The 11,918-nt window shown below is 66.5% G+C and carries 12 protein-coding genes; 7 read left to right on the top strand and 5 right to left on the bottom strand.

The genetic code is table 11. From position 1 onward, the window contains the following. The first annotated feature begins 1 nt into the window (after nt 1). Nucleotides 2-877 (top strand): aldo/keto reductase, encoded by an 876-nt coding sequence (locus QWY79_RS02430; RefSeq protein WP_290269548.1) that lies wholly within the window; start codon nt 2-4, stop codon nt 875-877. 51 nt (nt 878-928) lie between these two features. Further along, nucleotides 929-1,873: a carbohydrate kinase family protein gene (locus tag QWY79_RS02425; protein ID WP_290269546.1), complete on the top strand. Its 945-nt coding sequence runs from the start codon at nt 929-931 to the stop codon at nt 1,871-1,873. 173 nt (nt 1,874-2,046) lie between these two features. Here QWY79_RS02425 and QWY79_RS02420 read toward each other — a convergent pair whose 3' ends face one another. From QWY79_RS02420 to zwf, 3 genes are read right to left on the bottom strand one after another with little or no spacing between them, the layout of a single operon-like run. After that, complete coding sequence (locus QWY79_RS02420) at nt 2,047-2,709, bottom strand: bifunctional 4-hydroxy-2-oxoglutarate aldolase/2-dehydro-3-deoxy-phosphogluconate aldolase (RefSeq protein ID WP_141317201.1); 663 nt, start codon at nt 2,707-2,709, stop codon at nt 2,047-2,049. A gap of 30 nt (nt 2,710-2,739) precedes the next feature. Beyond that, a complete protein-coding gene (pgl, locus tag QWY79_RS02415; RefSeq protein WP_290269544.1) occupies nt 2,740-3,414 on the bottom strand; it encodes a 6-phosphogluconolactonase in 675 nt (224 codons plus the stop codon). A 1-nt stretch (nt 3,415) separates the two neighbouring features. Then, nucleotides 3,416-4,927, bottom strand: a complete 1,512-nt coding sequence (gene zwf / locus QWY79_RS02410; protein ID WP_290269542.1) for a glucose-6-phosphate dehydrogenase — start codon at nt 4,925-4,927, stop codon at nt 3,416-3,418. A 206-nt stretch (nt 4,928-5,133) separates the two neighbouring features. Here zwf and QWY79_RS02405 point away from each other — a divergent pair, with 206 nt between their 5' ends. The 4 genes from QWY79_RS02405 to QWY79_RS02390 all read left to right on the top strand — a co-directional run bounded on the left by QWY79_RS02405 (nt 5,134) and on the right by QWY79_RS02390 (nt 9,260). Then, nucleotides 5,134-6,000, top strand: a complete 867-nt coding sequence (locus QWY79_RS02405; protein ID WP_141317198.1) for a MurR/RpiR family transcriptional regulator — start codon at nt 5,134-5,136, stop codon at nt 5,998-6,000. A gap of 143 nt (nt 6,001-6,143) precedes the next feature. Continuing rightward, the gene (locus QWY79_RS02400; protein WP_290269538.1) at nt 6,144-7,001 is read left to right on the top strand and encodes a putative selenate ABC transporter substrate-binding protein; all 858 of its coding nucleotides are present in this window, start codon (nt 6,144-6,146) and stop codon (nt 6,999-7,001) included. Between the two features lies 1 nt (nt 7,002). Then, complete coding sequence (locus QWY79_RS02395; RefSeq protein WP_290269537.1) at nt 7,003-7,752, top strand: ATP-binding cassette domain-containing protein; 750 nt, start codon at nt 7,003-7,005, stop codon at nt 7,750-7,752. After that, nucleotides 7,749-9,260: a PhnE/PtxC family ABC transporter permease gene (locus QWY79_RS02390; protein WP_290269535.1), complete on the top strand. Its 1,512-nt coding sequence runs from the start codon at nt 7,749-7,751 to the stop codon at nt 9,258-9,260. The genes QWY79_RS02395 and QWY79_RS02390 overlap by 4 nt, the downstream gene beginning before the upstream one ends. 40 nt (nt 9,261-9,300) lie before the next feature. On the opposite strand, the gene QWY79_RS02385 is transcribed toward QWY79_RS02390, so the two are convergent. Then, complete coding sequence (locus QWY79_RS02385) at nt 9,301-9,642, bottom strand: TraR/DksA family transcriptional regulator (protein ID WP_141317195.1); 342 nt, start codon at nt 9,640-9,642, stop codon at nt 9,301-9,303. Between the two features lie 149 nt (nt 9,643-9,791). Between QWY79_RS02385 and QWY79_RS02380 the strand changes: the two genes are divergently transcribed. Further along, nucleotides 9,792-11,009 carry an MFS transporter gene (locus tag QWY79_RS02380; RefSeq protein WP_290269532.1) on the top strand — a complete coding sequence of 406 codons (1,218 nt, stop codon included), beginning with the start codon at nt 9,792-9,794 and terminating at the stop codon, nt 11,007-11,009. A gap of 20 nt (nt 11,010-11,029) precedes the next feature. Here QWY79_RS02380 and QWY79_RS02375 read toward each other — a convergent pair whose 3' ends face one another. Beyond that, complete coding sequence (locus tag QWY79_RS02375; protein WP_290269530.1) at nt 11,030-11,884, bottom strand: universal stress protein; 855 nt, start codon at nt 11,882-11,884, stop codon at nt 11,030-11,032. Nucleotides 11,885-11,918 lie beyond the last annotated feature (34 nt).

Below are 11,918 nucleotides of genomic sequence, written 5' to 3'. Positions count from 1 at the left end.
GATGCACACGACACCGGCGTTCGACGCCCCCTTTGCCCTGGGCATGATGAACCTGGGCGAGGCCCCGGACCTGCAACGCCCCGCCGCCCTGGCCGACTGGATCGAGGCCAGGCTGGATCAAGGCCTGGTATGGTTCGACCATGCCGATATCTACGGCAACCGACACTGCGAGGCCCTGTTCGGCGAGGCGCTGCGCCTGCGCCCCGGCCTCGCCGGACGCCTCGGCCTGATCACCAAGACCGGCATCGTCACGCCGGCGCGCGATACGTCAGCCTTCGGGGTCAAGCATTACAACAGCTCGCATGCCCATGTCAGCGCCGCCATCGATGCCGCCCTCGAGCGGCTCGGGGTCGAGCACATCGAGCATTTCCTGCTGCACCGCCCGGACCCCTTGATGTCAGCCGAGTCCACCGGCCGGGCCCTGGATGACGCCATCGAGGCCGGCAAGATCGGTGCGGCGGGCGTATCCAACTTCCTGCCGGAGGCCTGGCGCCGCCTGGCCTCGGCCATGCGCCACCCGCTGCAGGCCCATCAGCTGCAGCTGTCGCTCTCGCACTCTGCTCCGCTGTTCGACGGGCTCTACGACGCCGTCATCGGCGATGGTCAACAGCCCATGGCCTGGTCGCCACTCGGGAGTGGCGCATGCCTCTCGGGCGCTCTGGGTGAGCGTCTCGACGCACTTGCCGCCGAGCGCGGCGTCTCGCCTGCCGGGCTCGCCCTGGCCTGGCTGCGCGCCCTGCCCGGGCGTCCCTTGCCGGTCATCGGCAGCCTGACGGCCTCACGCATCACCCAGCTGCTCGACGATGCCCGTCATGACCTGGACCGCGCCACCTGGTATCACCTGCTCGAGACAGCGCGCGGCCACGAGGTCGCCTGACCCGAGGCGTCATGCGCCCCGGCCAACAACACCAACTCTGGGGAATATGTCATGAACCACCTGATTGCCTTCGGCGAAGCCCTGGTCGACATGCTGTCGAGCCGCCTGGGAGACGACCGACAAGGCCCGGAGACCTTCACGCCCTACGCCGGCGGTGCGCCGGCCAACGTGGCCGTGGCCTGCGCCAGGCTGGGGCTGTCCAGCCGATTTCTCGGCATGCTCGGCGAGGATTATTTCGGCGACTTCCTGGCCGCCGAGCTGGCGGCACACGGTGTCGACGTCTCGGGTGTCAGCCGCACCCACGAAGCTCGCACCGCGCTGGCCTTCGTCTCGCGGGATGCCGAGGGCGAGCGCACCTTCGACTTCTACCGGCCGCCGGCCGCCGACCTGCTGTACCGTATCGAGCATATCCCCGCCGGCACCTTCAGCGAACCGGGCCTGCTGCACCTGTGCAGCAACAGCCTGACCGAGCCTGCCATCGCCGAGACGACGCTGGCCATGGCCGAGATGGCCAGGCGAGCCGGTTACCTGGTCAGCGTCGACGCCAATCTGCGCCATAACCTCTGGGCCACCGGGCAGGCCGATATTAGCCTGGTTACCCAACTCCTCGATAACGCCGACCTGATCAAGCTGGCCGACGACGAGCTGACCTACCTGCGCGCCGACCACCCGGAGGACGATTGGCTGGCCGAGCGCCTGGCCGCCGGCGCCAGGGCCATCGTCATCACCCAGGGGCCCGGCGCGGTCAGGCTGAAGCAGCGCGACCATGAAACACGCCTGGCGCCGCCCGTGGTCAAGGCCGTCGACACCACCGCCGGCGGCGACGCCTTCATCGGCGGCCTGCTGACTCGCCTCGCCGAGCGCTACCATGACGACTGGTTCCGCGACACCGCCCTGCTCGAGGATGCCCTGGCCTTCGCCTGCCGTTGCGGCGCCCATGCGGTCACGCGCCCCGGCGCCTATGCCGCCCTGCCGACTCGCGCAGATCTCGACTGATACCCGGAGGGCGTCCGCTCAACCGACGCTTGCGACACAGACGATGCGCCTAAAAAAGCCGGCCCAGAGGGCCGGCGAGCAAGCGACAGCCAGGCTGTCGAGAGAGAATCCTGGTGGCAGCGCCTCTGTCTGACGCATCAGCATTCAGGCAGCGCGCGCCGTGCCACCCTCATTCAGTGATGAAAACGATCCGCCGCTTCCCGGGCCAGGCGGCGAATGGCGTCCCAGTCTTCCGCCTCGACCAGCGAATCCGGAGTCAACCAGGAGCCGCCGACACACATCACGTTCTTGAGTGCCAGATAGTCCTCGGCGTTATCCAGACCGATGCCGCCGGTCGGACAGAAGCGAGCCTCGGGCAGCGGCCCGGCAAAGGCCTTGAGGGCCTTGGCGCCACCACTGGCCTCGGCCGGGAAGAACTTGAAGCGACGGTAGCCGAACTGCCAGCCGACCATCACCTCGGAGACGGTGGCCACCCCCGGCAGCATCGGCACCGGGCTGCTGACGCCGTGGCGATACAGGGCCTCGGTGGTGCCCGGCGTGACCACGAAGTCGGCGCCGACCTGCTCGGCCTGACGATACTGGGCAGTGGTCAGCACCGTGCCGATGCCCACACTGGCCTGCGGCAGGGCTTCCTTGATGCGCCGGGTGGCTTCCAGGGCACACTCGGTGCGCAGCGTCACTTCCAGCACACTGATGCCGCCTTCCACCAGCGCCCGAGCCAGGGGCACAGCGTCTTCCACGCGCTGAATGGCCAGCACCGGAATGACCTCCGCCTTGAGGCAGATGCTGTCGAGCTCGGTGGTGCGCGTGGAAGGCAATTGCTTATCGATGGTCATGTGGTTCTCCGAAATACAGGCCGGTAGCGTTCAGGGTGCCCAATAGATACCCAGGGGGGCCGCCAGGAAGGCACGAATCGGCAAGGCGCGCGTATCATCGCCGGTCATTGCCTTGCCCAGCACATCGCGCTTGGCATCGCCGGTGATATGCAGGAAGTGTCGGGACGACTGGTGCAGGCGGTCGGCACTCAGGCTGATGCGCGTCTGCGGCTGGCTGGGCGTGCGTACCGCCACCACGGGCTCCGCGGTCGACAGGGCCAGTTCCAGCTCGCGGCTGTCCGGAAACAGCGAGGCGGTATGGCCATCGCTGCCCATGCCCAGCACCACGGCACTGGCCGGCCAGGCCAGGGCGGCGACGCGCTCGACCACCTCGGCCACGCCTTGCTCGGGCGTATCGGCCGCGTTGGTCAGGGCCACGAAATTGGCCTGACGGGCCTGGCTGCGCAGCAGGTGTTCGCGAATCAGGCGGGCATTGCTGTCGTCATCGGACTCGGCCACCCAGCGCTCATCGGCCAGGGTGACATCGACGCGCGACCAGGGCAGCGGCGTCTCGGCGAGCGCGCGCAGAAACGGCACCGGCGTGGAGCCACCGGAGACCACCAGCAGCACCCGCTCGCGGCTGGCCAGGTCGACTCTCAATGCCTCCGCGACGGCTTCGGCGAGCTGAAGGGACAGGCGGTCCCGGGGCGATATCTCTTGGGTCATGTCAATAATCCTCGTACCAGCTGCGGCCGTCCTGGCTGATCATGGCAATCGACGCCACCGGCCCCCAGGAACCGGACGGATAGCGTCTGGGCGGCTCGTCACGTTCCTGCCAGGCCTCGATCAGGCTGTCACACCACTTCCAGGCATGCTCGACTTCATCCCGACGCACGAACAGGTACTGCTGGCCCTTCATCACCTCGAGCAGCAGACGCTCGTAGGCGTCCGGAATGCGCGTCTTGGCGAAGGCATTATTGAAGTCGAGATGCAGCGGGCCAGGACGCAGGCGCATGCCCTTGTCCAGACCACTGTCCTTGGTCAGCACCTGCAGGGCGATGCCTTCGTCAGGCTGAAGGCGGATCACCAGCTTGTTGGCCGCCAGGGAGCGCTGGTCGGGATCGAAGATATAGTGCGGCTGCTGGCGGAAGTGAATGACGATCTGCGAGAGTTTCTCGGGCATGCGCTTGCCCGTGCGCAGATAGAAGGGCACCCCGGCCCAGCGCCAGTTCGACACCTCCGTCTTCATGGCCACGAAGGTCTCGGTATGGCTGGCCGTATTGGCATCCGGCTCCTCGAGATAGCCGGGCACACTCTGACCATCACTGGTGCCGGCGATGTACTGGCCACGCACCACATCAGTGCCCAGCATGTCATCGGTGAACGGCTTGAGCGCCTTGAGTACCTTGACCTTTTCATCGCGAATGGCGTCGGCATCGAGGTTGGCCGGCGGATCCATGGCAATCAGACAGACCAGCTGCAGCAGATGGTTCTGCACCATGTCACGCAGCTGCCCGGCCTGATCGAAATAGCCCCAGCGGCCCTCGATACCGACTTTCTCGGCCACCGTGATCTCGACGTGAGAGATATGATTCTGATTCCACTGGGTGCCGAACAATGGGTTCGCGAACCGCAACGCAATCAGGTTCTGCACCGTCTCCTTGCCCAGGTAGTGGTCGATACGATAGATGCGCGACTCCGGAAAGACGGCGCCGATGGCATCATTGATCTCGTCTGAGGATTCCAGATCGTGGCCGATCGGCTTCTCCACCACCACTCGCGCGCTCTCGTCGAGGCTGCCGCTGTCCTCGAGATGGCGGCAGATGTCGCCATAAAGGCTCGCCCCGACCGCGAGGTACACCACCATGGGGCGGTCGCCGGCTCCCTGGCGCCACTCGCGAATGCCCGCATAACCCTCTACCTGGGTCGCATCGATACAGCGATAGTCGAGCCTGTTCAGGAAGCGCTCGACAACCTCGGCGTCCAGCTCGTCACGCTTGATGTATTCCTTGAGCGAGGCCTCGACCCGGGACCTGAAGCCCTCGGCATCGACCTCCTGGCGCGCGACCCCGAGCAGACGCGTGTTATCGGCCAGCAGGTTTTCCCGGTCGAGCTGATACAGTGCCGGGTAAAGCTTGCGCTGCGACAGATCACCGAGCGCACCGAACAGCACGAAATCGACCTCGGAGCCGAGGGTGTCGGCAAGCTTCGATGACCGGGACCGCTTATCTTGACTCATGTCCGCCCCTATCTGGTTAACTTTACAAAATACTAGCGCAAAGCCGCACCAGCATCCAAAAATTTTTGTAAGATTACTACTAAAGGTAAAGTGACCCGAGTCGCTCATGGCGGGCTCTGGCGTCCTTCAGGGATCTCGCGCTAGGATAGCGGGCTTTACGTCGTTAAATTACCACCTTGGCCCGCCATCAGGGAGAGCCCCCGCCCATGGTCAGTCACGATCTGCTGGACCGCATCCGCCAGCGCCTCGACGAACTCAACCGTTCCGAACGCAAGGTAGCGGATGTCATCCTCGCCGACCCCAGTGCCGCGACCAGCATGAGCATCGCCAGTCTGGCGCATTCCGCCTCGGTCAGCGAGCCCACGGTAAACCGCTTCTGCCGCAGCTTCGACGCCAAGGGCTACCCGGACTTCAAGATCAAGCTGGCCCAGAGCCTGGCCGGCGGCACCCCCTATGTCAGTCAGGCCGTCGAACCCGGTGATTCGGCTGAGGGTTACACCAGCAAGATCTTCGGCGCCACCATCGCCGCCCTCGACCTGGCACGCCGCGAGACCGACCCCGCACGAGTGGATCGCGCCGTCGACTATCTCACCCAGGCCAAGCAGCTGCATTTCTTCGGCCTGGGCGCCTCGGGCGCCGTTGCTCAGGATGCCCAGCACAAGTTTTTTCGCTTCAATATTCCGGTCTCGGCCTACATCGATGTGCTGATGCAACGCATGGTGGCCGCAGCCTGCCACACCGGCGACGTGGTGGTGGTACTCTCCTACACCGGGCGCACCCGCGAACTGGTCGATATCGCCAGCCAGGCCCGCAACAACGGCGCCGTGGTACTCGGCATCACCGACCCGGTCTCGCCCCTGGCCGACGAATGCACCGAGATACTCGCCGTCAGCGCGCCGGAAGACACCGACCACTACATGCCGATGACCTCGCGCATGATCCAGCTGGCGCTGATCGACGTCCTGGCCACCGGCGTCACCCTGAGACGCGGCGAAGACTTCCTGCCCCACCTCAAGAAGATCAAGGACAGCCTCAAGGAAACGCGTTATCCGGTCTCGCGCAACCCGGAGTGACCCTGACCGGCGTCTGAAAGCAGGCAGACTGCTGTCTCTGCCTGCCTTCGTGCCAGAGGACTCCTGCCGGGAAGCCACACCTGCTTGCCAATACTCCTGCCAGCCACAACAATAGGGTCTTCCCATGTACAAGGAGACCGTCGATGCGCTGGATTGCCATAACCGCCGTGACTCTGGCCGTGCTGGCCCAGGGGGCTCAGGCCGAAGAGACCTTCCGCTTCACCGCCATTCCCGATGAGGATCAGTCGCGGCTGATCGAGCGTTTCTCGAAGGTCGCGGACTATCTCGAAGGCCGGCTCGATGTCGAGGTGGAATATGTGCCGGTCAAGTCCTACGGAGCCGCGGTCACGGCCTTCCGCAACGATCAGGTGCAGTTGGCCTGGTTCGGCGGCCTCTCCGGTGTTCAGGCGCGCCGCCTGGTGCCGGACTCCCGGGCGCTGGCCCAGGGGCAGGAGGATGCCGAGTTCCAGAGCTACTTCATCGCGCACCGTTCCACCGATCTCGAGCCCGCCGATGAGCTTCCGGAAGCGATCGCCGACAAGAGTTTCACCTTCGGCGCCAAGACCTCCACGTCCGGGCGACTGATGCCGGAGCACTTCCTGCGTCAGCGTTTCGACGAGGCCCCCGAGGACATCTTCTCCCGTGTCGGTTTCTCCGGTGATCACTCGCGCACCATCGCCCTGGTGGAATCCGGGACCTATGAGCTGGGCGCCGTGAACTACTCGGTATGGGAAGCGGCCGTCGAGGATGGTCGCGTGGATACCGACAAGGTCGAGGTGATCTGGTCGACGCCCAGCTACCCGGACTATCAGTGGACGATCCGCGGCGATGCCGATGAGCGCTATGGCGATGGCTTCAGCGAGCGGGTCCAGCAGGCCCTGCTGGAGATGGATGATCCGGCTCTGCTGGAAAGCTTCCCGCGCTCGGCCTTCATTCCCGCGGATAACAGCATGTACGCCCCCATCGAGGAAGTGGCGGAGTCCCTGGGTCTGCTGCGCTGATATGTCCTCCGCCGCCGCACCATGGCTGACCCTCGACGCCGTCGACCTGGGTCACGGCGACCAGGTGGTGCTGCCGCGCCTGAGCCTGAATCTCCAGCGCGGCGAGCGCGTGGCCCTGCTCGGCCCCAGCGGCGCCGGCAAGTCGACGCTGCTGGCCGGCATGCGTGCGCGGCTGGACGACGAGGTTGCCTGGTGCCCGCAGCATCATGGCCTGGTGCCGGGTCTGGCCGTCTATCACAATATCTACATGGGTCGGCTCACCGAGCACTCGGCCGTGGCCAACCTGTGGAACCTGGTGCGGCCGTTGCGCCGCCCCTGGCAAGAGGTAGGCGAGCTGTGTGCCCGACTGGGTATCCAGGACCTGATGCGACGCCCCGTGGCCCGGCTCTCCGGGGGCCAGCGACAGCGCACCGCCATCGGGCGCGCCCTCTACCAGCAGCGCCCCGTCTTCCTCGGCGATGAGCCAGTGGCCAGCGTCGACCCGCATCAGGCACTGCGCCTGCTCGCACTGATCGACGACACTCACGACACCTGCGTGATTGCCCTGCATCAGCGCGAACTGGCGCTGTCGCACTTCGACCGCGTACTGGGCCTGCGGGATGGGCAGCTGGTGCTGGATGCGCCCGCTGCCGAGCTGGGCCTCGCGGACCTGGATGCCCTCTACCCCGAAGCCCGGCCCCCGTCTGACGTCGAGGATTCGGCTCGACCATCGCCGATGCCTTCCATGCCCTGTTACCGGGGGCAGGCTTGAGCCTGAGCGCTGCGTTGCCCCAGCGCCCACGGTGGTTCAGCGGTGATGCCCTGGGGCCGCGTCTGGCCCGCCACACTCTGACACTGGTCGCCCTGGCGCTACTCCTGCTGCCTCTGGCAGACCTGGCGGTGGTGACCCGAGACCCCTGGGCGGAAATTGCCCGCCTGGCCCAGGGGTTGGCCTGGCCCGCCTGGGGTGCGGTGGAGACGCCCTTGCATGCCCTCGGACTGACCATCGCAGTGGCGCTGTGGGGCACCCTGGCGGGCGTGGTGCTGGGCTTCCCGCTGGCCTTGCTGTTTGCCCGCTCGCGACTGGTACGCGCCGGCTGCGCCTTCGTGCGGGCCATTCATGAGCTCTTCTGGGCGCTGCTGTTCCTGCAGGTGTTCGGCCTCTCGGCGCTGACCGCGCTGGCCGCCCTGGCCATCCCCTATGCCGGAATCTTCGCCAAGGTCTATGCGGAAATTCTCGAAGAGACGCCGCGCGCGCCGGCCGAAGCTCTGCCGCCCGGTGTCGGTCGGCTGGTGCGCTTCGTCTACAGCGAGCTGCCCCTGGCCTGGCCGCGGATCGCCGCCTACACCCGCTACCGTTTCGAGTGCGGCCTGCGCGCCAGCGTGCTGCTGGGCTTCGTCGGTCTGCCGACACTCGGTTTCCAGCTCGAGACCGCCTTCCGCGAGGGGCGCTACCACGAGGCCGGCGCCCTGCTGTGGCTCTTCTATCTGCTGATCGCCAGCCTGCCCTGGTGGAGCCACCGTCGGCTGGTGCCGGTGCTGCTGATCGGCGGCGCCTTCCTGCTGGGCCCATGGCCGGCCATCGATGGAGGGCTGCTGTGGCGCTTCATCAGCCAGGATATCTGGCCGCGCCCCTTGCTCGAAGGCGACTGGGCCGGCCTGCTCGCCTGGCTGGCCGAGGTTCCCGACCTCGCCCCGGCCATCGGCAACACCCTGTTGCTGGGACTACTGGGCACGGTGGGCAGTCTGCTGGTGGCGCTGGTGATGTGGCCGCTGGCCAGCCGCCACTTCGGCAATCGCGCCACGCGTCTGGCGGGCAGCGGCGTACTGGTCTTCCTGCGCTCAACGCCGGAGTTGCTGCTGGCCTTCATCTTTCTACTGCTGTTGGGTCCCTCGATGCTGCCAGCCTGGCTGGCCCTGGCTCTGCACAACGGCGCCCTGATCGCCTTTCTGGTGGCGCGTCATGCCGACAGCCTGACGCCGGGCATGGCGCAGCTGCCGGCCTCGGGGCGCCTGGCCTATGAGCTGCTGCCACGTGTCTACCCGAGCCTGCTGGCACTGCTCTACTACCGCGCCGAGGTCATCCTGCGCGAGACCGCGATACTCGGCATGCTGGGCGTGGCCACCCTGGGCTACTACATCGACGAGAACTTCCAGTACCTGATGTTCGACATCGCCTTCCTGCTGCTGCTGGTGACCGCCATGCTCAACATCGGCGTCGATGCGCTGTCGCGACGCTTCCGGCCCAGGGAGGCACCACTGGACGTGCCGGGCGGCTAGCTTATCCACTGGCGGGATCTCGATTCAGAGCGAAGGAGTGTCAGTCCGCGCATTCGATGCACTTGAGTACCAGCGGGTCCCACTGCAGGCGTTTGGTCGCGATCCACTCGCCACACTCGATGCACTCGCCATACTCGCCACGCTCGAGACGCTGAAAGGCTGCGGTGATGCGCTTCAGGGACAGCTGGCGACGCTCCTCCTCGGCCTTGGCCATGGCCTGGCCCTGGAGGGCGTCCATGCGTGACAGGCGGCCGACCGAGGTCTGGTCGAGCATCACGGTATCGCGCGCCTCCTGGCTGGCCTCGCTCTGTGCCTGGAGCTCGGTTCTCAACTCGTGCAGCCGCGTCTCCACGGTCTGCCTGTCCAGTTCGGGGTGATTCATGCTGGCCTCCGGATCCGTTGAAGACGACGTACTACTCAGCCTGCTAACCAAAGCATGGTAACCTGTGACGCCATGACAAGGCCGCAACCCTGCCATCCTGCCATTGGCAGCGCTACGGCGACACCACGCGCACGTCACGAAGGACCGTCATGACAAGCAACAAGATGGGCTACCGCACCCTGCTGCAGGAACACCTCGGCCTGTTGAGCATTGCCTTTGTGGCGATGTTCTCCTCGAGCCTCGGCCAGAGCTTCTTCGTCGGCCTCTTCCAGGCCCCCATGGCCGAGCACCTCGGACTCAGCGCCGGTCAGTTCGGCACCGCCTACACCGTGGTAACCCTGATCGCCGGCTTCGCCATGCTGCGCTTCGGCCCCAGTATCGACTGGATACCGCCGCGACGCTTTGCGCTGGGAGTGCTGGGGGCGTTGTTGCTGGGGGTTGTGCTGCTCACATTAGCGCCTGTCTGGGGAGTCGGCCTGGTGGGGCTCGGCCTGGTCAGACTGTGCGGTCAGGGCATGATGTCCCACCTCGGCAATACCCTGGCCGGGCGCGAGTTCACCACGCTGCGCGGGCGAGCACTGGGGCTGGCAGGCACCGGGCTCATGCTGGGCGAGACACTGCTGCCACCGCTGGTCGCCGCACTGCTGGTGTGGCTGGGCTGGCGGGAGCTGTGGTGGTGCTTCGGCCTGCTGCTGGCGGGCCTCTGGTTGCCCCTGCTGTGGCGCGGTCAATGGCCCGAGGCACCGGGCAGGAAGCCGGAAAGCAGGCGCCAGGGCGGCCTCAGGCCGTTCCGCGAGCGGCGTTTCTGGCAGTTGTTGCCGTTGCTGATGATCATGCCGGTCACCATGACCGGGTTGTTCATCTATCAGGCCCAGATGACGGAGGCGCTGGACAGCAACCTGGCCGTCTATGCCCTGGCGTTGACCGGCATGGGGCTCGCCAAGCTGCCCGGAGCCCTGCTCGGCGGACGCTGGGTCGACCGTCTGGGGGCGGCACGCGTGGCCCGGCTATATCTACTGCCGTTTGTCGCCGCCCTGCTGATCGCCGTTTTGAACGGTGGGCATGCCGGCGTCTGGGCCCTGATGGTCGGCGGCGGCCTGGCGGTCGGCGCTCAGGAGTCGATCGCCACCAGCCTGCTGGTGCGCCTGTGGGGCGCCGAGTATCTCGGCACCCTGCGCGCCACCCTCAGCGCCTGCATGGTTTTCTCCACCGGCATCGCCCCCGCCGTGCTGGGTATTGCCCTGGACCTGGGCGCCAGCTTCAGCCAGGTACTGATCGGCATGCTGGTACTGCTGGCCACCGGCTGGGCGCTCGCCCAGCCACTGCTCAACCGGCTCGGCCCGGGTGGCGACACCACCGCCGCCTGACGACCGACGAAGCTCACCGCTCAGCGCAGCAGCAGTACCGGCACACACGCCTTGCGCAGCATCGCCGTGGTGGTGCTGCCGACCAGCAGATGGCGAATGCGCGAGTGGCCATAGGCGCCCATCACCAGCATGTCGATGTCCTGCTCCTGCGTGTAGGTCCTCAGGGTCTCCTCGACCTCACCGGCGCGGATGGCACCCTCGGCCTCGTGGCCGGCGTCGCGTAGCGTCTTCAGCGCCCAGTCCAGCTGGGAGCGATTGTCCCCGGTTTCGGCACCGACGATCACCACATGGCAGGCGATGCCCTGGAACAGCGGGCTGCTGGCGAGCATCTCGACCCCCTTGCGGGTCGTCTTGCTGCCGTCGAAGGCAATCAGCACGCGCTCCGGCGTCTTGAAGCCCTCGGGCACCATCAGGATCGGCCGGTGCACACCGCGCACCACCCGCTCCAGGTTGGACCCCAGGTGCTCGCTGGCTTGTTGTGCTGTCTGACCGCGCTTGCCGATCACCAGCAGGCGGATTTCGTCCTCGAGTTCTTCCAGGGTCTCGACCAGGGTGCCATTGCGCTGACGCGTGGCCGGCTCACCGTCAGCTTGCTGGCCGGCGCGCTCCACGGCCGCCTTGAGCATCACGCGCCCCTGTTCCTGAGCCAGCTTGGCGCGCTCCTCGTCCAGGTGGGACAGCTCCTCGAGCAGGTGCTCCCGTGCGCCCAGCCCGATGTTGCCGGACAGGTCCGCCTCGGCGGTCTGAGGGTGGTTATCCACCACGTGAAGGAAGGTCAGTGGCGCTGCGAGCGCCCGGCTGGCCCAGGTCGCATAGTCGCAGACACTTTCGGAAACGCTCGAGCCGTCGATGGCGGCCATCACTTGTTCTGTCATCTGTCTTTCCCGCTGCTGGCGTGTTGGGGTCCGT

Source organism: Halomonas sabkhae, from assembly GCF_030409265.1.
Lineage (GTDB): Bacteria > Pseudomonadota > Gammaproteobacteria > Pseudomonadales > Halomonadaceae > Halomonas > Halomonas halmophila.
Note: the sequence above shows the minus strand (reverse complement) of the source record. Positions and strands in the feature narration are given on the sequence as shown.